The 21,401-nt window shown below is 75.1% G+C and carries 19 protein-coding genes; 18 read left to right on the top strand and 1 reads right to left on the bottom strand.

Annotation, left to right across the window (positions count from 1 at the left end):
- The first annotated feature begins 48 nt into the window (after window positions 1-48).
- From pheT to PH189_RS17545, 3 genes are all read left to right on the top strand, one after another.
- The gene (gene pheT, locus PH189_RS17555) at window positions 49-2,580 is read left to right on the top strand and encodes a phenylalanine--tRNA ligase subunit beta (RefSeq protein WP_274190112.1); all 2,532 of its coding nucleotides are present in this window, start codon (window positions 49-51) and stop codon (window positions 2,578-2,580) included.
- A 31-nt stretch (window positions 2,581-2,611) separates the two neighbouring features.
- Window positions 2,612-3,181, top strand: a complete 570-nt coding sequence (locus tag PH189_RS17550; RefSeq protein ID WP_274190111.1) for a TetR/AcrR family transcriptional regulator — start codon at window positions 2,612-2,614, stop codon at window positions 3,179-3,181.
- 149 nt (window positions 3,182-3,330) lie between these two features.
- Window positions 3,331-4,029: a hypothetical protein gene (locus PH189_RS17545; RefSeq protein WP_274190110.1), complete on the top strand. Its 699-nt coding sequence runs from the start codon at window positions 3,331-3,333 to the stop codon at window positions 4,027-4,029.
- Here PH189_RS17545 and PH189_RS17540 read toward each other — a convergent pair.
- Window positions 3,989-4,543 carry a TetR/AcrR family transcriptional regulator gene (locus tag PH189_RS17540; RefSeq protein WP_274190109.1) on the bottom strand — a complete coding sequence of 185 codons (555 nt, stop codon included), beginning with the start codon at window positions 4,541-4,543 and terminating at the stop codon, window positions 3,989-3,991. The genes PH189_RS17545 and PH189_RS17540 overlap by 41 nt on opposite strands.
- Before the next feature lie 60 nt (window positions 4,544-4,603).
- Here PH189_RS17540 and PH189_RS17535 point away from each other — a divergent pair, with 60 nt between their 5' ends.
- From PH189_RS17535 to tyrS, 15 genes are all read left to right on the top strand, one after another.
- Complete coding sequence (locus PH189_RS17535) at window positions 4,604-5,431, top strand: alpha/beta hydrolase family protein (protein ID WP_274190108.1); 828 nt, start codon at window positions 4,604-4,606, stop codon at window positions 5,429-5,431.
- The gene (locus tag PH189_RS17530) at window positions 5,428-6,474 is read left to right on the top strand and encodes a winged helix DNA-binding domain-containing protein (protein WP_274190107.1); all 1,047 of its coding nucleotides are present in this window, start codon (window positions 5,428-5,430) and stop codon (window positions 6,472-6,474) included. Before PH189_RS17535 ends, PH189_RS17530 begins: the two co-directional genes overlap by 4 nt.
- Window positions 6,475-6,705: 231 nt before the next feature.
- On the top strand, window positions 6,706-8,919 hold the full coding sequence (locus PH189_RS17525) for an NAD(P)/FAD-dependent oxidoreductase (protein WP_274190106.1): 2,214 nt from the start codon (window positions 6,706-6,708) through the stop codon (window positions 8,917-8,919).
- Window positions 8,920-9,021: 102 nt separating this feature from the next.
- Window positions 9,022-9,540, top strand: a complete 519-nt coding sequence (locus PH189_RS17520; protein WP_274190105.1) for a hypothetical protein — start codon at window positions 9,022-9,024, stop codon at window positions 9,538-9,540.
- Between the two features lie 38 nt (window positions 9,541-9,578).
- Entirely contained in the window at window positions 9,579-10,610 is a 1,032-nt protein-coding gene (gene argC, locus PH189_RS17515) for an N-acetyl-gamma-glutamyl-phosphate reductase (RefSeq protein ID WP_274190104.1), read from the top strand.
- A complete protein-coding gene (argJ, locus tag PH189_RS17510; protein WP_274190103.1) occupies window positions 10,607-11,767 on the top strand; it encodes a bifunctional glutamate N-acetyltransferase/amino-acid acetyltransferase ArgJ in 1,161 nt (386 codons plus the stop codon). Before argC ends, argJ begins: the two co-directional genes overlap by 4 nt.
- Before the next feature lie 13 nt (window positions 11,768-11,780).
- On the top strand, window positions 11,781-12,731 hold the full coding sequence (argB, locus tag PH189_RS17505; protein WP_274190102.1) for an acetylglutamate kinase: 951 nt from the start codon (window positions 11,781-11,783) through the stop codon (window positions 12,729-12,731).
- Window positions 12,732-12,733: 2 nt separating this feature from the next.
- Window positions 12,734-13,942, top strand: coding sequence for an acetylornithine transaminase (locus PH189_RS17500; RefSeq protein ID WP_274190101.1), 1,209 nt, complete (start codon window positions 12,734-12,736; stop codon window positions 13,940-13,942).
- A gap of 101 nt (window positions 13,943-14,043) precedes the next feature.
- Window positions 14,044-14,952 carry an ornithine carbamoyltransferase gene (gene argF, locus PH189_RS17495; protein ID WP_274190327.1) on the top strand — a complete coding sequence of 303 codons (909 nt, stop codon included), beginning with the start codon at window positions 14,044-14,046 and terminating at the stop codon, window positions 14,950-14,952.
- Window positions 14,949-15,497 carry an arginine repressor gene (locus tag PH189_RS17490; protein WP_274190100.1) on the top strand — a complete coding sequence of 183 codons (549 nt, stop codon included), beginning with the start codon at window positions 14,949-14,951 and terminating at the stop codon, window positions 15,495-15,497. Before argF ends, PH189_RS17490 begins: the two co-directional genes overlap by 4 nt.
- On the top strand, window positions 15,494-16,702 hold the full coding sequence (locus PH189_RS17485; protein ID WP_274190099.1) for an argininosuccinate synthase: 1,209 nt from the start codon (window positions 15,494-15,496) through the stop codon (window positions 16,700-16,702). The genes PH189_RS17490 and PH189_RS17485 overlap by 4 nt, the downstream gene beginning before the upstream one ends.
- Window positions 16,702-18,126, top strand: a complete 1,425-nt coding sequence (gene argH / locus PH189_RS17480) for an argininosuccinate lyase (RefSeq protein ID WP_274190098.1) — start codon at window positions 16,702-16,704, stop codon at window positions 18,124-18,126. Before PH189_RS17485 ends, argH begins: the two co-directional genes overlap by 1 nt.
- A gap of 105 nt (window positions 18,127-18,231) precedes the next feature.
- Window positions 18,232-19,170, top strand: coding sequence for a lytic transglycosylase domain-containing protein (locus PH189_RS17475; protein WP_274190097.1), 939 nt, complete (start codon window positions 18,232-18,234; stop codon window positions 19,168-19,170).
- Window positions 19,171-19,202: 32 nt separating this feature from the next.
- Window positions 19,203-19,829 carry a DNA-3-methyladenine glycosylase gene (locus PH189_RS17470; RefSeq protein ID WP_274190096.1) on the top strand — a complete coding sequence of 209 codons (627 nt, stop codon included), beginning with the start codon at window positions 19,203-19,205 and terminating at the stop codon, window positions 19,827-19,829.
- Between the two features lie 22 nt (window positions 19,830-19,851).
- A complete protein-coding gene (tyrS, locus tag PH189_RS17465; protein WP_274190095.1) occupies window positions 19,852-21,144 on the top strand; it encodes a tyrosine--tRNA ligase in 1,293 nt (430 codons plus the stop codon).
- Window positions 21,145-21,401: the final 257 nt, after the last annotated feature.

The raw sequence follows: 21,401 nt of genomic DNA, 5'->3' as shown, positions 1-21,401 counted from the left end.
GAGCCCTCGCCGCTCCGCCACCCCCACCCACGGAAGGTCCTGACCGAAGTGCGCGTCCCCGTCTCCTGGCTCCTCGAGCACGTCCAGCTGCCCCCGGACGGTGCACCGCTGACGGCCGAGGCCGTCGGCGAGGCGCTGATCCGGGTCGGGCTCGAGGTCGAGGACGTCCTCCCGATCCCCGCCACCACGGGGCCGCTGGTCGTCGGCCGCGTCGCGTCGATCGAGGAGCTCACGGAGTTCAAGAAGCCGATCCGCTACTGCCGGGTCGACGTGGGGCCCGAGCACAACGACAGCGAGGGTGACGGAGCGGGCACCCGCGGCATCGTCTGCGGGGCCACCAACTTCGTCGAGGGCGACCTCGTCGTGGCCGCGCTGCCCGGCGCCGTGCTGCCCGGCGACTTCGCGATCGCGGCCCGGAAGACGTACGGGCACGTCTCCGACGGCATGATCTGCGCGCTCGACGAGCTGGGCCTCGGTGACGACCACAGCGGCATCCTCGTGCTCCCGCCCGGCACCGCCGACCCCGGCGACGACGGCGCGACGCTGCTGGGGCTGGACGACGCGGTCCTCGACATCGCCGTGACGCCCGACCGCGGCTACGCGCTCTCGGTGCGCGGAGTCGCCCGCGAGCTCGCGTGCGCCCTCGACGCGCCCTACGGCGACCCGGCCCTCCTGGGGTTCGAGCTGCCGACCCCCGACGGCGTCGCCTGGCCGGTGACCCTGGACCCCGCGTCCGGCTGCCGTCGCTTCGTCGCCCGCCGGGTCACCGACCTCGACCCCACCGCCCCGTCGCCGTGGTGGCTGCGCCGTCGATTGCTGCTGTGCGGCGTGCGCCCGATCTCGCTGGCCGTCGACGTCACCAACTACGTGATGCTCGAGCTCGGCCAGCCCATGCACGCCTACGACGCGACGAAGCTCAGCGGCGACATCGTGGTCCGCCGCGCCGGCGCCGATGAGAAGATCACCACGCTCGACGACGCCCAGCGCGCGCTCGACCCCGACGACGTCCTCGTCACCGACGACTCCGGCCCGATCGGGCTCGCCGGGATCATGGGCGGCGCGAGCACGGAGGTCGGGCCGGAGACCGCCGACGTCCTGCTCGAGGCCGCGACCTGGGACGCGCCGTCGGTGGCCCGCGCCGCGCGACGCCACCGCCTGCCCAGCGAGGCGGCCCGCCGCTTCGAGCGCGAGGTCGACCCCGGGGTCGCCCGGGCCGCCGCCGACCGCGCCGCCTGGCTGCTCGCGAACTACGGCGGCGCCACGGTGTCGCCCGGGGTCACCGACGAGGGTGGGGTGCCGGCGCCCGCGCCCGTGCTCATGGCCCTCGACCTGCCCGACCGCGTGGCCGGCACCCGCTACGAGCGCGGCGCGGTGGTGCGCAGGCTCAGCCAGATCGGCTGCGCGGTCGAGGTCGCGGGCGCCGACCCGGGGGGCAGCGGCGAGGCCGGCGTGCGCGCCACCCCGCCGACCTGGCGCCCCGACCTCACCCGGCCCGCCGACCTCGTCGAGGAGGTCCTGCGCCTCGAGGGCTACGAGGGCATCCCCTCGGAGCTGCCGGCCGCGCGCCCCGGCACCGGGCTGACGCTCGGGCAGCGCCGCCGTCGCCAGCTGTCGCGGGCGCTGGCCGACGCCGGGTACGACGAGGTGCTGCCGTCGCCGTTCGTCGCGCCGTCGGTGTTCGACGCGCTGGGTCTCGACGCCGACGATCCGCGCCGCCGCGCGCTGCGCCTGGCGAACCCGCTCGACGCCGACCGCGCCCTCATGGCCACGACCCTGCTGCCCGGGCTGCTCGACGCCGTGGTCCGCAACGTCTCGCGCGGCCTGCGGGACCTCGCGCTCTACCAGATCGGCCAGGTCGTGCGCCCCGACGCCGACGGCCCGACCGAGGCCCCGGTGCTGCCGGTGGACGCCCGGCCCGACGACGCGGCGTTCGCGACCGTGCTCGAGGGCCTGCCCGCCCAGCCGCTGCGGGTCGGCGCGGTGCTCGCCGGGGCGTGGGACCGGGCCGGCTGGTGGGGCCCCGGGCGCCCCGCGGACTGGGCGGACGCGATCGAGGCGGCGCGCCTGGTCGGCCAGGTGTACGGCGCGGAGCTGACCGTGACCTCGGACCGGCACGCACCCTGGCACCCCGGTCGTTGCGCGGCGCTGCACCTGCCCGACGGCACCCTCGTGGGCCACGCGGGCGAGCTGCACCCGAAGGTGCTCGAGACCCTCGGGCTGCCCGCGCGCACCTGCGCGATGGAGCTCGAGCTCGACCGGCTCCCGCTCGTCGAGGCGCGCCCGTCGCCTGCGGTGTCGCCGTTCCCGCCGGTGCTGCTCGACGTCGCGCTCGTGCTCGACGCGGCCGTCCCGTCCGCCGCGGTGGTCACGGCCCTGCGCGACGGCGGCGGCGACCTCGTCGAGGACGTCCGGCTCTTCGACGTGTACACGGGCCCGCAGGTGGGCGAGGGGAACCGCTCGCTCGCCTTCGCCCTGCGCCTGCGCGCCCCGGACCGCACGCTGACCCTCGAGGAGGCGTCCGCCCGCCGCGACGCCGCCGTCGAGACCGCCGCCGAGCGCCACGGGGCGCGGTTGCGCTGACGCGTCCAGGCGCACAGCGCACGAAGCAGCCATGGCGGCGACCGGGGGCGGCGACCACCGCGCGGAGATCGTGCGGGTGGCGACGGCCACGATCGCCCGCGACGGCCTCCCGGCGCTGCGCGTCCGGGCGGTGGCACGCGCGGTCGGCGTCAGTCACGCGACCCTGCACTACTACTTCCCGACGAAGGCCGACCTCGTCGCCGCGGTGCTCCAGGACCTGATCTACGAGGGCATCGCCGTCCCGCTGGTCGAGCGCTCGACCGCGACGACGGCCCGCGACGAGCTGCGCGGGGTCCTGCTCGGCGTGGTCGCGGGCTACGACGACGACGCGCGCACGGCCGCCATGCTGGAGCTCCTGCGCCACGGCGACGCCGACGAGGTCGTCGCCCCCCTCGGGCGGTACATGGACCGGTGGCGGGGATACCTCGTCGCGCTCGTGGCGCGGGGGCAGGCGGCGGGGGAGCTGCGGGCCGACCTCGACCCCGACGCCACGGCCGGCCTGCTCATGGAGTTCTGCCTCGGCGCCCAGACCCGCGCACCCCTGCCGGACGGCCTCGCCACCGCCGGCGTCGACCAGTTGGTCTCGCTGCTCAGCGTCTGAACGGCGGCGCGCAGATGTCAGCGGCGTGGCGCCGCAGACGGTGGACGTCCGTCACGCCACGCACTCGACCCGCGCCTGTCTACCACCTGGTTGACAGGCGAGCGTGTCCTCGGCATGCTGTCTTCCACTTGGTAGACAGGAGGACGGCGATGTCGGCTCGGACGTGGCGACAGCTGCTCGTGTGGCTGCACCTGGCGTCGTCGGTGAGCTGGATGAGCCAGGCGGCGGCGCTGGCCGTCCTGCTGTTCACGGCGATCGGGCCGGCGTCGATTCCTGTCCGGATCGGTGCGGTGACGTCGGCGAAGCTCCTGGACACCACGCTGCTCGTGTACTCCGCGAACATCGCGACGGCGACGGGGCTCCTGCTGGCGGCCACCACGAGCTGGGGCTTCTGGCTGCACCGCTGGGTGTCGATCAAGTTGGTGCTCACGACCGGCCAGCTCTACCTCGGCATCGGCATCTTGTCGCCGCGCACGGACGCGGCCGTCACCACCGTGACGAGCGGGGGGGCCGCCGGCGTCGCCGGGCTCGGCGCCGCGGCCACGCTCATGGCGAGCGCCTTCGCCGTGCAGGTCTGGCTCTCGGTGGCGAAGCCGGGCGGGAGGACGCGCCGGGCCGCGAACGCCCGGCGCCCGGGCTCGGCGCCGGGGTGGCTGTTCGCCCTCGCGGTCCTCGCCCCGATCGCCGAGACGGTCCTGGGCGTCGGCATCACCGGGCCGCTGCCCGTGCTGTCCCTGGTCGTGCTGATCGTCGCCGCCGTGCACCGCACCCGTGAGCGGAGCTCCGCGCCTGGGCCCGGGAAGGCGCTCACGAGCGCGAAGCGCCAACCAGCAGCCAGTCGAGCGTGACCTCGAGGTCGGCGCGGAGCTGGTCGGGGGTCAGGCTCGCGTCGTCGGCGGTGGCCAGGGCCGCGTAGCCGAGGGTGTGCACGATCAGCGCGCGCACCACGCGCCCGGCCGCGTCCTCGTCGACGCCGAGCCGCGCGAGCAGCACGGTCATCGCCTCGCCCAGCGCCCGGGCGCGGGGACCGCGCGCACCCTGGCGCTCCAGGTAGGTGGGCACGAGACCCGGGTGGGTGACGAGCAGGTCGAACGTCGCGAGCATGACCTCGCGGAGCCCGGTCCTCGGGTCGGCATCGGCCGGCGGGGGAGCGAGGCTCCCGAGCACGTCGTCGAGCAGGGCGTCGACGAGCGCGGTCTTGTCGGCGACGTGGCTGTAGAGCGCGTTGGGGGCGACGCCGAGGTGCGCGGCCACCGAGCGCATCGACAGACCGGCCCGTCCGCGCTCGGCGAACACGTCCCGCGCCGCGGCGAGCACGGCGTCGTACGTGAGTCCGGCACGCTGACCCGGGGTCCTGGGCATGGACGAACTGTACACCGTCCATTATGCTGGACACCGTACAGTTCGACGGAGGGAAACGCCGTGATCACCAGCTCTGCCGAGGTCGGGACCGCCGCAGGTGTGCCGTTCGTCGTCGTGCCGCCGGAGAACGGGCCGCCGGAGAGTGAGCCCCGGCCTGACGCGCCGGTGCTCGTCGGCTGGCACCTCATGGACGCACCGCGCAGCGAGGCCGCGTTCGCCGCGGCCCTGCCGCTGGCCGGGCTCGACGCGTGGCGGGTCTACCTGGGGCTGCCGATGATGGGCGCCCGGCTGCCCGCGGGTGGGATGGACGAGATCATGCGCCGCGGCTACGAGGACGCGGTCGTGCTCATGCACGGGCCCGTCAACGCCCAGGCCGCCGACGAGTTCGGCGCGGCCCTGGAGGCGCTGCGCGCACGGTTCGGGTTCGGTGCCGGGCCGCTGGGCCTGTTCGGCGGGTCCGCGGGCGCGGCGGTCGCGCTGGAGGTGGCGACGCGTCGCGACGACGTGGCGGCGCTGGTGGCGCTGAGCCCGCTGGTCCAGCTCCGCCCGGTGGTCGCGATCCTGGGGCAGCTCTTCGGCGTGGACTACCGGTGGTCGCCCGAGTCCGACGCCGTCGCCGCGCGGATGGACTACGTCGCCCGGGCCGGCGAGCTGGGGGCGACGCCGGTGCGGCTGGTCGTGGGCTCCGAGGACGACGCGTCCGCCTTCCTCGAGCCCGCCCGGGACCTCGCGGCGGCCGCCGCCGGCCCCGCCGACGTCGTGGTGATCGAGGGCATGGGGCACGCGCTCGCCGACGAGCCGGGGCTCGAGCCGGCGCCGCAGACCGCGCACGCCGCGGAGGCCGACGCCGCTGCCGTCGCGTGGTTCCGGCAGCATCTCGGGGCGTGAGCACCCGGGGCGCGTCGGAGATCGGGCTGCTGCGGCTGATCGCCCAACGCGTCGTCGGACCGCAGGCGGACGACGTCGCCGGCGTCGTCCGCCACCTCGGCGCCGTCCAGGCCCAGGACCTCCCGGGAGCGCTGCGGTCCGTGGCGCTCCGGACGGCGAGCCGGTCGCGCGCGGCGGTCGTCGCCGCCTGCGACGCCGGCGAGGTCGTCCGCAGCTGGCCGATGCGCGGGACGCTGCACCTCGTCCCGGCGGAGGACCTCGGCTGGATGCTGCCGCTCGGCACGCCGCGGGCCCGCGCCCAGGCCGCCCGGCGGCGCCTCGAGCTGGGCCTCACCGACGCCGACGTCGACCGGGCCCGCGAGCTGGCCCTCCCCGCCGTCCCCGCCACCCGCGCGGAGCTCCTCGCCGTCTGGGAGGAGGCGGGGCTCGAGCCGGCGAAGGGGCGCGGCTACCACCTGCTCGCCGAGCTGGCCCAGACCGGCGTGCTGTGCTTCGGGCCGATCCGTGACGGTACCGAGCCGGTGATCGTCGACGTCGCCCGCTGGATCCTGGCGCCCCGCACGCTCGCGCGCGACGAGGCGCTGGGGGAGTGGGCTCGCCGCTACTTCCGCTCGCACGGGCCCGTCCCCGCCGCGGAGTTCGCGCTCTGGACCAGCCTGCCCGCGGCCGACGCCCGCACCGGGGTCGCCCTCGCGCGGCCCGACCTCGCCGCGATGGACGTCGACGGCGTCGAGTACCTGCTGGACCCCGCCGTGCCCGACCTCCTCGCCGAGCACCGCCGCGAGGCCGCCGGGGTGCACCTGCTGCCGGGCTTCGACGAGTTCGTGCTCGGCTACCGGGGGCGCGACGACGTCCTCGACGCCGCCGAGCGCGACCGGATCGTCCCCGGCGGCAACGGGGTGTTCCGCTCGACCGTCGTCCACCGGGGCCGCATCGTCGGGACGTGGGCGGAACCCCGGGGGCGGTTGGAGGTCACGCGGTTCCGGGAGTCGTTCACACCGTCCGACACGGCCGTCGCGCGCACGCACGCTCGGCTCCCGTGAGGACCGCTCGTCGCCGTTCCTGAGAGCCATGAAGGCGGCGGCTACCCCGATCGGAGGATCACTCGACCGGTGACCGCGCGGCACGGGTGGATGGACGGCTCGCGGCGCGTCGCGTTCTCAGGTGGTGGCCCGGACAAGATCGAGGTTCGTAGCGTGACCGAGTCGTGATCCCGGGGGCTCCCCCATCGCCCGGGCCGACCACCTCGACCCCGATCGCGAGGAGATCCACGCATGTCCAGCGCGCCCGAAGAGCCGCACCAGCTCGACCCGTCCCCGGACACGGGCAGCCGGTGGGCCACCGCGGACTTCGTGGTCGGGCGGGGGTCGTTGCTTGTCATCGGGCCGGTGGTCGTGGCGCTGCTGTGGGCGTTCGGCGCCCTGCCGGCGTGGGGCGCGGCCGCGCTCGGCGGCTTCCTGTGCGTCGTCGCGGTGGTCTTCCTCGTCCGGCTGCGCGGCGCGCGTACGGGTGACGGCGTCGAGGGTGCACGCGTGGTCGTCGTCGGGGGCGGCTACGCGGGACTCGTGGCGGCGCGGGCGCTGCAGGCGCGGCTGCCCGGCGGCACGCGCGGCGGGCGCCACCTCGGCGCGGGCGAGGCGGGCTCCGGCATCGCGGGCATCACGGTGATCGACCCGCAGGCGCACATGACCTACCAGCCGTTCCTGCCCGAGGCGGCGGCCGGCGCGATCGAGCCGCGCCACCTCACGGTGCCCCTGCGCCGGGTGCTGCGACGCTGCGACGTGATCACCGGGTCGGTCGCCGCGGTCGACGACTCCAGCCGGCGCGTGGTCGTCAGCCTGCCCGACGGCGGCACCCGCGAGCTCACCTACGACGTCCTCGTGGTCTCGCCCGGCACCGCCCCGCGCCGCCTGCCGATCCCCGGTCTCGACGAGCGCGCACTGCCGTTCCGTTCGGTGACCGACGCCCTCGCCCTGCGCGAGCACGTCCTGTCCCGTCTCGACGCCGCCGCCTCGACCACCGACCTCGCCGAGCGCCGCCGCCTGCTCACCTTCACCGTCATCGGGGGTGGGTTCGCCGGCCTCGAGGTGCTCGGCGAGCTCGAGGACATGACCCGGCGCGCCGCGCGCCACCAGCCCGCCTACATCGGCGAGGAGGTCCGCTGGGTGGTGCTCGAGGCGGCCGGGCGGATCATGCCCGAGGTCACCCCGGCGCTCGCCGCCCGCGTGCACGCCCAGCTGCTGCGCCGCGGCATCGAGGTGCGGGTCGGCGCCACGATCAGCTCCGTGGAGGGCGGGCAGGTCGTGCTCGCCGGCGGGACGACGTTCGCCACCGACACGATCGTCGTCGCGGCCGGCTCGGTGCCCAACCCGCTGCTCGAGCGCACCGACCTGCCACTCGACGGACGGGGCCGCGTGCGCTGCGCGACGACGCTGCAGGTGCGCGACCGTGCCCATGTGTTCACCGCCGGCGACTGCGCCGCGGTGCCGGACGTGACCGTCCCGACCAGCCGCACCGGCGAGCCGGCCACCACCGCCCCGACCGCCCAGCACGCCGTCCGCCAGGCCCGGCTGCTCGCGCGCAACGTCGACGCCTTCCTCTCCGGGCGCCTGTTGCGCGGCTACCGCCACAAGAACGCCGGCGCGGTCGCCGGGCTGGGACGCCGCCGCGGCGCCGCGCAGATCGGGCCGCTGCGCATGACCGGGTGGCCCGCGTTCATGCTCCACCGCGCCTACCACCTGTGGGCCATGCCGACCGCCGACCGCACCGTGCGCATCGCCCTGGACTGGCTCGTCTCCGGGCTGCTCGGCCGGGACCTCGTGGCCGTCGGCCGCCGCGACGCCGCCCCCGTGCCCGACGCCGACGCGCCGCCGACGGTCGCCCCGCGCGTCGAGGAGGACGCGACCGGCGAGACCGGCGAGCTGCCCGTCCTCCCGCTCACAGGCGGCACCCCGACGTGGGGCGCCGACCCGAGCGCGACCGGATCGCGGCCCGTCGTCCGCCCGGCCCCGGCCGGCCAGGCTGCCGAGCCGCTCCGGAGTGCCACCGACTCCCAGGGCATCCCGGCGCTGCAGATGGCCGCGATGCAGTCGGGTGACTTCCCCGCCGTGAAGGACGCCCTGCAGGAGCCGCACCCGTCGCTCCCGGTCGCCGAGCAGAGCGTCGCCCCGCGGAGCGTCGACCCGCGGAGCGTCGACCCGCAGAGCGTCGCCGCGCCGGGCTTCGCCGCGCAGCACACGGTCGAGGGCAGCCCCGCCGACCGCTACCCGCTGCCCACGTTCCGCGAGCCCACCCCGTCGCTGTCGTTCGGGGAGCCCCCTTCCGAGAGGCCACCGGGCGACCCGAACCCGTCCGGGTCCTTCCGCGAGCCGCACCCGTCGTTCCCGGCCACCTCGCACGGGGACCCCGCGGACGGCCCCCGCGCGCCGTACCCGTCGACGAGCCGGCCCCGCCACTCCCTGAGCGCCGACCACAGCCGCCGCAACTGAGACCGTTACTGGCTGGTATCGCTCCCTCAGCGAGCGATACCAGCCAGTAACCGCCGGAGAAATCGCCTGCGCGCCCCGGCCGCCCGGTGATGACATGGCGCGGTGGACGTCGCGTTCTCGAAGCGCCCCGACGGCGGGTCGCTCGCGCTCATCGACCGGGAGGACGGGGTCCGGCTGCGGCTGCGCTCCTACGACCGCACGGGCGACGTGCCGCACGACGCCGTCCACCTCATCGGCGAGCGCGCGCTGGGCCTGACCCGCGGGCTCTGGGGCTCGCTGCAGGCGGGCGCGCTGTTCGACGGCGTCGAGGTCCTGTCCGGCCGGCTGCGCCACGACCGCCGGCAGCGCTCCGACGCCGTCCGGCGGGAGAACGCGGCGCAGCTGCGGCTCGCCGAGACTGTCGTCGGCGTCCTCCAGCAGAACCTCGACGGCGACGGTCCGTCGACGAAGGCGGCGCTGGACCGGGCGTGGGGGATCACCGAGGTCGGCCCGAGCCCGTTCACGGCGGCGCAGGCCTCGGTCGCCGTCGCGGAGCTGCGCGGGCTGCGGGACCGCTGGCGCGATCTCACCCCGGACGAGACGATCACCTTCACCTGGCGGCCCGGGCGCCGCCGCCGGTGACCCCCTCGTTGCATGGATTTCCGTGAGCATGCATAGTGATGCGTATGCGCGTCGCCGTGGCCGGAGCCAGTGGATACGTCGGGGGTGAGGTGCTGCGGCTCGCCCTGGGCCACCCCGAGGTCGAGATCGGGGCGGTGACGGCGGGGGAGTCCGCGGGCACCGCGCTCGGCGGCCACCAGCCCCACCTGCCCACCCTCGCCGACCGGACGATCGCCGAGTCCACGCCGGAGCAGCTCGCCGGACACGACGTCGTCTTCCTCGCCCTGCCGCACGGGCGCTCCGCCGAGCTCGCCGCGCAGCTGCCGGACGACGTGCTCGTCGTCGACTGCGGCGCCGACCACCGGCTCACCGACCCGGCGGCCTGGGCGCGCTGGTACGGCGGCGCGCACGCCGGGGCCTGGCCCTACGGCCTGCCCGAGCTGCCTGGCGCGCGCGAGACGCTGCGCGGCAGCCGTCGCATCGCCGTCCCCGGCTGCTACCCGACGGCGAGCACCCTGGCGTCCTTCCCTGCCGTGGCGGCCGGGCTGGTGCGCCCCGAGATCAGCATCGTCGCCTTCTCCGGCACCTCCGGCGCCGGCCGGGCGGCGAAGCCCCACCTGCTCGGCTCCGAGGTCATGGGCTCGGCCACCGCGTACGGCGTCGGCGGCGGGCACCGGCACACCCCGGAGATCGTCCAGAACCTCGCGACGGTCAGCCCGGAGCCGGTGCGGGTGTCGTTCACCCCCGTCCTCGCCCCGATGCCGCGCGGCATCCTCGCCGTCGCGAGCGCGCCCCTGGCCGACGACGCCGTCACCGAGGACCAGGCCCGCGAGGTCTACGCCAAGGCCTACGCCGCCGAGCCGTTCGTGCACCTGCTGCCGGCCGGCGTCCAGCCCGCGACCAAGTCCGTGGTCGGCTCGAACGCCGTGCAGATCCAGGTCGCCGTCGACCCCGACGCCGGGCGCCTCGTCGTCACCGCCGTCATCGACAACCTCACCAAGGGCACCGCCGGCGGCGCGTTCCAGTCGGTCAACCTCGCCCTGGGGCTCGACGAGACCCTCGGGCTCCCGACGACAGGAGTGAGCCCGTGAGCGTCACCGCCGCCCAGGGATTCCGGGCCGCCGGCGTCCGCGCCGGACTGCGGGCCCACGGCGAGCGCCCCGACCTCGCGCTGGTGGTCAACGACGGCCCGACGCAGGTCGCCGCCGGGGTCTTCACCCGCAACCAGGTCAAGGCCGCGCCCGTGCTGTGGTCGCAGCAGGTGCTCGTCGAGCACGACCTGCGCGCCGTCGTCCTCAACGCCGGCGGCGCCAACGCCTGCACCGGGCCCGACGGGTTCGGCGACACCCACCGCACGGCCGAGAAGGTCGCCGACGTCCTGGGCTGCGGGGCCATCGAGGTCGCGGTCTGCTCGACGGGCCTCATCGGCGAGCGCCTGCCGTTGTCGAAGCTCCTCGCCGGGGTCGACGCCGCCGCGGCGGAGCTCGCCGACGGCGAGGAGGCCGGCACCGGGGCCGCGACCGCGGTGCTGACCACCGACACCGTCGACAAGCAGGCCGCCCGCACCCGCCACGGCTGGACGGTCGGCGGCTTCGCCAAGGGCGCCGGGATGATGGCGCCGAGCCTCGCGACGATGCTCGTCGTCGTCACCACCGACGCCCTCGTGGACGCCGCCACCGCCGACGCCGCCCTGCGCGCCGCGACGTCGACGACGTTCGACCGCCTCGACATCGACGGCGCCACCAGCACCAACGACACCGTCCTGCTGCTCGCCTCCGGGGCCTCCGGGGTCGAGGCCGACGCCGCCGCCTTCACCGAGGTGCTCACCGAGGTCTGCGACGAGCTCGCGAAGGGCCTGCAGGCCGACGCCGAGGGCGTCACCAAGCGGATCGCCGTCACCGTGACCGGAGCCCGGGACGACCGAGACGCCCTGCTCGGCGCGCGCACGATCGCCCGCGACAGCCTGGTGAAGACCGCGCTCTTCGGCTCCGACCCGAACTGGGGCCGGATCGCCGCCGCGGTCGGCGCGAGCGAGGCGTACGTCGATCCGCAGAGCCTGAGCGTCACCGTCAACGGCGTGCTGCTCTGCGAGGCCGCCGCGGCCGTCGGCGATCGCTCGAAGGCCGACCTCTCCGGCCCGGAGGTCACCGTCGACGTCGACCTCGGGGTCGGTGACGGGCGGGCCACCGTGCTCACCACGGACCTGTCGCACGCGTACGTCGAGGAGAACAGCGCGTATTCATCATGATTCTGGCCTCCACATGACCGACATCGACACCGACCAGACGCTGACGTCCATCCCCGTCCCCGCCGACGTCCCCGACCGCCTCCACTCGGCCGCCGCCAAGGCCGGCGTGCTCGCCGAGGCGCTGCCGTGGCTGCAGCGCTTCCAGGGCGCGGTCGTCGTCGTCAAGTACGGCGGCAACGCCATGACCGACGACGCGCTGCGCCGGGCGTTCGCCGAGGACATGGTCTTCCTGCGCCTCGCCGGCATCCGGCCCGTGGTCGTCCACGGCGGCGGGCCGCAGATCACGAGCATGCTCGGGCGGCTCGGCATGGAGGGCGAGTTCCGCGGCGGCCTGCGGGTCACCACGCCCGAGACCATGGACGTGGTGCGGATGGTGCTCGTCGGCCAGGTCGGCCGCGAGCTCGTCGGGCTCATCAACGCCCACGGCCCCTACGCCGTCGGGCTCTCGGGCGAGGACGCCCGCCTGTTCACCGCCGCCCGGCGCACCGCGACCGTGGACGGCGAGGCGGTCGACGTCGGGCTGGTGGGCGACGTCGTCGACGTCAACCCGGCGGCGGTGCTCGACCTCGTGGCCGGCGGGCGGATCCCCGTGGTCTCGACGGTCGCGCCGGACGTCGACGGCGTCGTGCACAACGTCAACGCCGACACCGCCGCGGCCGCGCTGGCCGAGGCGCTCGGCGCGCGCAAGCTCGTCGTCCTCACCGACGTCGAGGGGCTCTACACCGACTGGCCGGACCGCTCGAGCCTGCGCTCGCAGATCGACGACACCGAGCTCGCCACGCTCCTGCCGGGCCTGGCCAGCGGCATGATCCCGAAGATGGAGGCCTGCTTGCGGGCCGTGCGCGGCGGCGTGCCGCGTGCCCACGTCATCGACGGCCGGGTGGCGCACTCGGTGCTGCTCGAGGTGTTCACCAGCGCAGGGGTCGGGACGATGGTCGTCCCGGCGGACGGGAAGGAGGCCTGACGATGACGGCAACAATCTCCGGTGAGGACCTCCGCCGTCGGTGGGCCGCCTCGCTCATGGACAACTACGGCACCCCGCCGATCAGCCTCGTGCGCGGCGAGGGAGCGCGGGTGTGGGACGCCGACGGGCGCGAGTACCTGGACCTGCTCGGCGGCATCGCGGTCAACCTGTTGGGCCACGCGCACCCGGCCGTGGTCGAAGCGGTGTCCCGGCAGGTCGCAACGCTGGGCCACACGTCGAACCTCGTCATCAACCCGCTGACCGTCGAGCTCGCCGAGCGCCTGCTCGGGCTGCTCGGCCACGAGGGCCGCGTGCTGTTCTGCAACTCCGGCGCCGAGGCCAACGAGACCGCCTTCAAGATCGCCCGGCGCACCGGTCGACCGAAGATCATCGCCACCGAGAACGCCTTCCACGGCCGGACGATGGGCGCGCTCTCGCTGACCGGGCAGCCGGCCAAGCGGACGCCGTTCGAGCCGCTCGTGCCCGGCGTGGAGTTCGTGCCCTACGGGGACGTCGAGGCGCTGCGCGCGGCCGTCGACGACGACACCGCCGCGGTGTTCCTCGAGCCGATGCAGGGCGAGGCCGGCGTCATCGTCCCCGCCGACGGCTACCTGCGCGCCGCCCGCGACATCACCACCGAGCGTGGCGCTCTGCTCGTGCTCGACGAGGTCCAGACCGGGGTCGGGCGCACCGGCCTGTGGTTCGCCCACCAGCGCACCGACGTCGTCCCGGACGTCGTCACGCTGGCCAAGGGCCTCGGCGGTGGGCTGCCGATCGGCGCCTGCATCGGGGTCGGGGCGGCCGGCGACCTCCTCGGCCCGGGCCAGCACGGCACCACCTTCGGTGGCAACCCCGTGTGCTGCGCCGCGGCGCTCGCCGTCCTCGACACGATCGCCTCCGAGGGGCTGCTCGACCGGGCCACCGCTCTGGGTCGCGACGTCGCCACGCGGGTCGAGGGTCTGGGCCACGGCCAGGTCGACCACGTCGACGCGGTCGGCATCCTCATCGGGATCGCCCTGCGCAGCCCGATCTCCACGCAGGTCGCCGCCGCGGCCCGCGAGTCCGGCTACCTGATCAACAACGCCGTCCCGGAGCGGGTGCGGCTCGCGCCGCCGGTCGTGGTCACCGACGCCCAGCTCGACGGCTTCCTCGCCGCCCTGCCCGAGGTGCTCGACCAGGGGGCGGCCGCCGCGGAGGCGGCGGGCTCGTGACGACGACCGACGCACCGGGGCCACCCGCCGGCGAAGCAGGCTCGACGCGACGGAGGAGCGGCGAGGGTGCTTCCGCCTCGGCGGGATCTCCACTCCGCCACCTGCTCCGCGACGACGACCTGACCCCGGCCGAACAGGCCGAGGTGCTGGAGCTCGCCGCGGTGATGAAGGCCGCCCCGTTCGCCCACACGCCGCTGGCGGGCCCGCGAGCCGTCGCGGTGGTGTTCGACAAGGCGTCGACGCGCACGCGGGTGTCGTTCGAGGTCGGCATCGCCGCCCTCGGCGGCACGCCCGTGATGATCGACGGCAACGCCGCCCAGCTCGGCCGCGGCGAGACGGTCGCCGACACCGCCCGCGTGCTCTCGCGTTACGTCGACGCGATCGTGTGGCGCACGAGCGCCGAGGAGCGCATCCAGGAGATGGCCGGCGCCGCGACGGTCCCGGTGATCAACGCGCTGACCGACGGCTTCCACCCGTGCCAGGTCCTCGCCGACCTGCAGACGATCGTCGAGCGCCACGGCCGCACCGCGGGCCTCACGCTGACCTACCTCGGAGACGGCGCCAACAACATGGCTCAGTCGCTGCTGCTCGGCGGGGCCACCGCCGGCATGCACGTCCGGATCGCCGCGCCGACGGGCTTCACCCCCGACGCGGCGGTCGTCGAGGACGCCGGGGCGCGCGCCGTCGAGACCGGCGGCTCGGTCACCGTCACCGACGACCCGGGCGCGTCCGACGGCGCCGACGTGCTGGTCACCGACACCTGGACCTCCATGGGCCAGGAGTCCGACGGACGCGACCGGGCGGTGCTCGAGCCGTTCCGCCTCGACGAGGCCGCGGTGGCCCGCGCAGCGAGCGGCGTCACCGTCCTGCACTGCCTGCCCGCCCACCGCGGGGACGAGATCACCGCGGGCGTCATCGACGGGCCCGCCTCGGCGGTGTGGGACGAGGCCGAGAACCGACTGCACGCCCAGAAGGCGGTGCTGGCGTGGCTGCTGGAGCGGTCGCGATGACCGAGACCAGGGGTGTGACGAGCCGTGCCGCGCGCCAGGCCCGCGTCGTCGCCCTGCTCACCGAGCGCGAGGTGCACAGCCAGGCGGAGCTGGCGGGGCTGCTCGCGTCCGAGGGCGTCGAGGTCACCCAGGCCACGCTGTCGCGCGACCTCGACGAGCTGGGCGCGGTGAAGCTGCGCGGGGCCGACGGCGGGGTCGGCCGCTACGTGGTGCCCGACGACGGCAGCCCGGTGCGCGGTGTCGTCGGGGGCACCGACAGACTGTCCCGGCTGCTCGCCGAGCTGCTGGTCTCCGCCGACCACTCCGGCAACCTGGCCGTGCTGCGCACCCCACCGGGGGCCGCGCACTACCTGGCCAGCTCACTGGACCGCGCGGCCCTGGCCGAGGTGGTCGGCTGTATCGCCGGTGACGACACGGTGCTCGTCGTCGCCCGCGAGCCCCTCGACGGGGCAGGTCTCGCGGCGTTGCTGCGGACGTTGAGCACCCGGACGACGGCGCGGTCGTCCTCGACCATCGAGCGCGAGCAGGAAGAGGGAGAGCAGTGAGCGAGCGGATCGTGCTGGCGTACTCCGGAGGTCTCGACACCTCCGTCGCCATCGGCTGGATCGCGGAGGAGACCGGGCGCGAGGTCGTCGCGGTCGCCGTCGACGTCGGGCAGGGCGGCGAGGACCTGGAGGTCATCCGCAAGCGGGCCCTGGACTGCGGGGCCGTCGAGGCGGCGGTTGCGGACGCCCGCGACGAGTACGCCGAAGGCTTCTGCCTGCCGGCGCTGCGGGCCAACGCGCTCTACATGGACCGCTACCCGCTGGTCTCGGCGCTGTCGCGGCCGCTGATCGTCAAGCACCTCGCCGAGGCGGCCCGCGCCCACGGCGCCTCGACGGTCGCCCACGGCTGCACCGGCAAGGGCAACGACCAGGTGCGCTTCGAGGTCGGCGTCGGCGCGCTCGCCCCGGACCTCGACGTGATCGCCCCGGTCCGCGACTTCGCCTGGACCCGCGAGAAGGCGATCCAGTGGGCCGAGGAGCGCTCGCTGCCGATCGACGTCAACAAGCGCTCGCCGTACTCGATCGACCAGAACGTCTGGGGCCGCGCGGTCGAGACCGGCTTCCTCGAGGACATCTGGAACGGGCCGATCGAGGACGTCTACTCCTACACCGCGAACCCCGCCGAGCCGCGCGAGGCCGACGAGGTCGTCGTCGGGTTCTCCGCCGGCGTGCCGGTGACGATCGACGGCCAGAAGGTCACGGTCCTGCAGGCCATCGAGCAGCTCAACCGACGTGCCGGCGCCCAGGGCATCGGGCGGCTGGACATGGTCGAGGACCGCCTCGTCGGCATCAAGAGCCGCGAGGTCTACGAGGCCCCGGGCGCGATCGCGCTGATCACCGCCCACCAGGAGCTCGAGAACGTCACCCTCGAGCGCGAGCAGTCCCGCTTCAAGCGCCAGGTCGAGCAGCGCTGGGGCGAGCTCGTCTACGACGGCCTCTGGTTCTCGCCGCTGCGCCGCAGCCTCGACGCGTTCGTCGACTCGACCCAGGAGCACGTCACCGGCGAGGTCCGGATGACGCTGCACGGCGGTCGCGCGGTGCCCACCGGGCGCCGCAGCGCCGAGTCGCTCTACGACTTCAACCTCGCCACCTACGACGAGGGCGACCTGTTCGACCAGTCGCTGGCCAAGGGTTTCGTGCAGCTCTGGGGACTGCCCTCGAAGATCGCCGCACGGCGTGATCAGAACGAGGGGGACCAGGGCTGATGCCGGAAGGGTCTGCCCTCTGGGGCGGGCGGTTCGCGTCCGGACCGGACGCGGTGATGGCGGCGCTGTCGAAGTCGACGCAGTTCGACTGGGTGCTCGCGCCCTACGACATCGCCGGCTCCCGCGCCCACGCCCGGGTGCTGCACGGCGCGGGGCTGCTCACCGACGAGCAGCTCGAGGCCATGCTCGACGGGCTGCGCCGCCTCGCCGAGGACGTCGAGTCCGGCGCGTTCCTGCCCGCCGAGGACGACGAGGACGTGCACACCGCCCTCGAGCGGGGGCTCATCGAACGGGCGGGGGAGGACGTCGGCGGGCGCCTGCGCGCCGGCCGCTCGCGCAACGACCAGATCGCCACCCAGCTGCGGATGTGGCTGCGTGACGAGCTGCGCGAGGTCGTGCGCGGCGTCGCGGGTGTGGTCGACGCGCTGCTCATCCAGGCGCGCGCGTACCCGGACGCCGCCATGCCCGGGCGCACGCACCTGCAGCACGCGCAGCCGGTGCTGCTGGCCCACCACCTCGCGGCGCACGCCCAGGCCCTGCTGCGCGACGTCGGCCGGTGCCGGGACCTCGACCGGCGGCTCGCGTACTCGCCCTACGGGTCGGGGGCCCTGGCGGGGACCTCGCTGGGCCTCGACCCGGCGGCCGTCGCCCACGACCTGGGGTTCGTCGACGCCGTCGACAACTCCATCGACGGGACGGCGTCGCGCGACCTCGCCGCCGAGGGCGCGTACGTGCTGGCCCAGATCGCGGTGGATCTCTCGCGGATCGCCGAGGAGGTCATCCTCTGGGCGACCGCGGAGTTCGGGTACGTCACGCTCGCGGACGCCTGGTCGACCGGGTCGTCGATCATGCCGCAGAAGAAGAACCCGGACGTCGCCGAGCTCGCGCGCGGCAAGGCCGGCCGGCTCGTCGGGAACCTCGCGGGGTTGATGACGACGCTCAAGGCCCTGCCGCTGGCCTACAACCGGGACCTGCAGGAGGACAAGGAGCCGCTGTTCGACTCGGCGGCCCAGCTCGCGATGGTCCTCCCGGCGTTGGCCGGCATGATCAGGACGCTGACGTTCCACACCGACCGTCTCGCCGAGCTCGCCCCGGCGGGCTTCACGCTGGCCACCGACCTCGCCGAGTGGCTGGTGCGCCAGGGCGTGCCGTTCCGCCGGGCCCACGCGGCCGCGGGCGCCTGCGTGCGCGCGGCCGAGGCCCGCGGCGTGGGGCTCGACGAGCTCACCGACGCCGAGCTGGCCGAGTGCGACCCGGCGCTGACCCCCGACGTCCGCGCGGTGCTCACGGTCGCCGGCTCGATCGCCTCGCGCGACGCGCACGGCGGGACGGCCCCGAAGCGGGTGTCCGAGCAGCTCGACCGCGTCTTCGCCGCCGCGATCGAGGCCCATGCCTGGGCCGGGCGCCCGATCGACCGTCGCTAGGCAGCGGTCCCGGAGCTCTAGCAGGTCCTCCGTGCGTGTGGACGCGGTCATGAGCCCCTCCTCGGCCACGGCTGGAGGAGGCCCACGTCGTTACGCTCGGACACCGTGATCGGGGAACGGTGGGGACGGGGGCTCCTGGTGGCCGTCGTCCTGCTCGCGGTCCTCGTCGGGTGCACCGATGCGCCACCCACGCCGCCGCCCGCCGCACCCGTCCAGCCCGCTGCGCCGCAACCGTTCCCCGACGCGATCGGCCCCCACGGCCCGACGGTCTCCAGCGACCCCACGGCCCTGGCCAGGGAGATCGACGCGGCCCAGGCCACGATCGCCGACCCCGCCCGATCGCCGCGCGAGGTCGCCGCCGCGGCGCGGACCGCCCAGGTCGCGTACGAGGAGCTCGCGTTCCACCCCGAGCGGCTCGCCCCCGTCCTCGCCGCCCTGCCGCCGGGCCCCGCCGACGTCACGAACCGCATCGTCACCGCGGGCCGCGACCTGCTCGCGATGGCGAAGGGCGCCCCCGGCGACGAGCTCCCGGCCTGGCGCATCGCCGAGCCGCTCCCGCCCGACCGGCTGCGTGCCCTCTACGCCGGCGCCGAGGCACGCTTCGGGGTGCCGTGGCACATCCTCGCCGCGGTCAACCTCGTCGAGTCCCGGATGGGCCGCATCGCCTCGCACTCCGAGGCCGGGGCGCGCGGACCGATGCAGTTCATGCCGTCCACCTGGGCGAGTTACGGGCTGGGTGGCAACGTCGAGGACCCCCACGACGCGATCCTCGGGGCGGCGAACTACCTGCAGGCCAACGGCGCCGACACCGCGACGGGCCTGGACCGGGCCCTGCGGCGCTACAACAACGACCAGCGCTACGTCCGCGCCGTGCGCGCCTACGCCGACGTGATGGCGGCCGACGAGCGCGCGTTCCTGGCCTTCCACGCCTGGGAGGTGTACTTCCGGACGACCTCGGGCCGTGTCCACCTGCCCGTCGGGTACGACGAGCCCCGCGCGGTCCGGGCCGACGAGTACCTCGCGCGGACGGGGGCGCCGCGCTGACGGCCCGGCCGCACGGGGGAGGATCAACCGCGATGACGCTGCTGGACGCCTCGGATCTGTCGGTCGACGTGCTCGAGGCCGCTCCCGGGCTGCTCGGCGCCGAGCTCGTCGCCGACACCCCCGAGGGGGAGGTGCGCGTGCGCGTGGTCGAGGTGGAGGCCTATCGCGGCGCGGACGACCCCGGGTCGCACTGCCACCGGGGCCGGACACCGCGCAACGCCGTCATGTGGGGACCGGCCGGGCACCTCTACGTCTACTTCGTCTACGGCATGCACTTCTGCGCCAACGTCGTCTGCCTCACCGAGGGCGAGGCCGGCGCGGTACTGCTGCGCGCCGGAGAGGTGCTCTCGGACCTGGGGCTGGCGCACGCCCGTCGCCCCACGGCGCGGGGACGCGACGCCGAACTGGCCCGGGGCCCCGCCCGGCTGTGTGCCCTGCTCGGGCTCGCGCGCGAGCACAACGGCATCGACGTGCTGTCCGCGTCCTCGCCCGTCCGGCTCGAGTCCGGGCACCGGGTGCCGGACGCCGACGTCCGCACCGGCCCGCGCGTCGGCGTCGCGGCGGGCCAGGAGCGTCCGTGGCGGTTCTGGGTCGCGGGGTCCCGGGCCGTGACGCCGTACAAGGCCGGGCGCGCGCGGGCCGACGGTCCGGACTGGTGAGCCCGCACGCGACAATGGCGCGGTGACCGCTTCGACCGGGGGCCCGCACCTCCTCGACGACCTCGCCTGGCGGGGCCTGATCGCCCAGAGCACCGACCTCGACGCCCTGCGCCGCGACCTCGACGCCGGCATGGTCACCCTCTACTCCGGGATCGACCCGACCGCGCCCAGCGCCCACATCGGACACCTGCTGCAGTGGCTCACGCTCGCCCGGTTCCAGCGCGCCGGGCACCGTCCGATCGCCCTCGTCGGTGGCGCGACCGGCCTGATCGGCGATCCGAAGCCGACGTCCGAGCGGGTCCTCAACGACCGTGAGGTCGTCTCCGAGTGGGTCGACAAGCTCGGCGCGCAGCTGCGTCCGTTCCTGGACTTCGACGCGGGGGAGAACGCGGCCCTGCTGGTCAACAACCTCGACTGGACCGAAGGCCTCTCCGCGCTGGACTTCCTGCGCGACGTCGGCAAGCACTTCCGGGTCGGGCGGATGCTCGCCAAGGAGGCGGTGAGCCGGCGCATGGAGTCCGACGAGGGCATCAGCTACGCCGAGTTCTCCTACCAGCTGCTGCAGTCCTACGACTTCCTCGAGCTCCACCGGCGCTACGGCTGCACGCTGCAGACCGGCGGGAGCGACCAGTGGGGCAACCTCACCGCGGGCACCGACCTCGTCCACCGCGTCGAGGGGAGATCGCTGCACGCGCTCGGGACACCGCTGATCACCAAGGCCGACGGCACCAAGTTCGGCAAGACGGAGTCGGGCACGGTCTGGCTCGATCCGAGCATGACCAGCCCCTACGCCTTCTACCAGTTCTGGATCCAGGCCGAGGACGCGATGGTGGGCACCTACCTGCGCGCCTTCACCTGGCTGGAGCGCGAGGAGATCGAGGAGCTCGAGCGGCTCACCGAGGAGAAGCCGCAGGCGCGCGAGGCCCAGCGGGCCCTGGCCCGGGCGGTGACGGCGCAGGTGCACGGCCAGCAGGAGGTCGAGCGGGCCGAGGCCGCGAGCCGCGCGCTGTTCGGACGCGGCGAGCTGCGCGAGCTGGACGCCGCGACGCTCGCCGCCGCGGTTGCGGAGATCCCCTCGTACACGGCGGAGCGCTCGGAGCACCCGACGATCGTCGACATGCTCGTCGGGACGGGCCTCGCCACCGGGCGCGGCGCGGCCCGGCGCACCATCGCCGAAGGTGGCGCGTACGTGAACAACGCGAAGATCGAGACCGAGGACTGGGCGCCCGCCGACGGCGACCTCCTGCACGGCCGCTGGCTGGTCCTGCGGCGGGGGAAGCGCAACGCCGCCGGGGTGGAGCTGGCCGGCGCCTGAGCCGTTTCGGCCTGCTGGGGACGGGGCAGCCGTCGATGACCAGGGACGACGTGCTGATCCACCCCCCGCGTGAGGCCAGGTTTCGGGCGTGTGTAGAGTTCTGGTCATCGCGAGATCAGGGGTTGCCCCCGGACCTCGTGGAGAACTAGATTGGGAGGTCGCCCTCCGGAAGGTCTGGCCCTGTGGGTCGGCTTGTACGGTGGTGTGGTTGTCCTTTGAGAACTCAACAGTGTGCTGAATGTTTGGTGGGTTTTTTT

The organism is Actinomycetospora chibensis (genome assembly GCF_028737215.1).
Lineage (GTDB): Bacteria > Actinomycetota > Actinomycetes > Mycobacteriales > Pseudonocardiaceae > Actinomycetospora > Actinomycetospora chibensis.
This window is presented reverse-complemented; position numbering and strand designations above follow the sequence as displayed.

What these genes read in the sequence shown, in the direction of transcription:
- PH189_RS17550 (WP_274190111.1), top strand. Translation starts at nt 2,612, where the DNA reads ATGGCGGCGACCGGGGGCGGCGACCACCGCGCGGAGATCGTGCGGGTG.
- PH189_RS17545 (WP_274190110.1), top strand. Translation starts at nt 3,331, where the DNA reads ATGTCGGCTCGGACGTGGCGACAGCTGCTCGTGTGGCTGCACCTGGCG.
- PH189_RS17540 (WP_274190109.1), bottom strand. Translation starts at nt 4,543, where the DNA reads ATGCCCAGGACCCCGGGTCAGCGTGCCGGACTCACGTACGACGCCGTG.
- PH189_RS17525 (WP_274190106.1), top strand. Translation starts at nt 6,706, where the DNA reads ATGTCCAGCGCGCCCGAAGAGCCGCACCAGCTCGACCCGTCCCCGGAC.
- argC (WP_274190104.1), top strand. Translation starts at nt 9,579, where the DNA reads ATGCGTATGCGCGTCGCCGTGGCCGGAGCCAGTGGATACGTCGGGGGT.
- argB (WP_274190102.1), top strand. Translation starts at nt 11,781, where the DNA reads ATGACCGACATCGACACCGACCAGACGCTGACGTCCATCCCCGTCCCC.
- PH189_RS17500 (WP_274190101.1), top strand. Translation starts at nt 12,734, where the DNA reads ATGACGGCAACAATCTCCGGTGAGGACCTCCGCCGTCGGTGGGCCGCC.
- PH189_RS17490 (WP_274190100.1), top strand. Translation starts at nt 14,949, where the DNA reads ATGACCGAGACCAGGGGTGTGACGAGCCGTGCCGCGCGCCAGGCCCGC.
- argH (WP_274190098.1), top strand. Translation starts at nt 16,702, where the DNA reads ATGCCGGAAGGGTCTGCCCTCTGGGGCGGGCGGTTCGCGTCCGGACCG.
- PH189_RS17470 (WP_274190096.1), top strand. Translation starts at nt 19,203, where the DNA reads ATGACGCTGCTGGACGCCTCGGATCTGTCGGTCGACGTGCTCGAGGCC.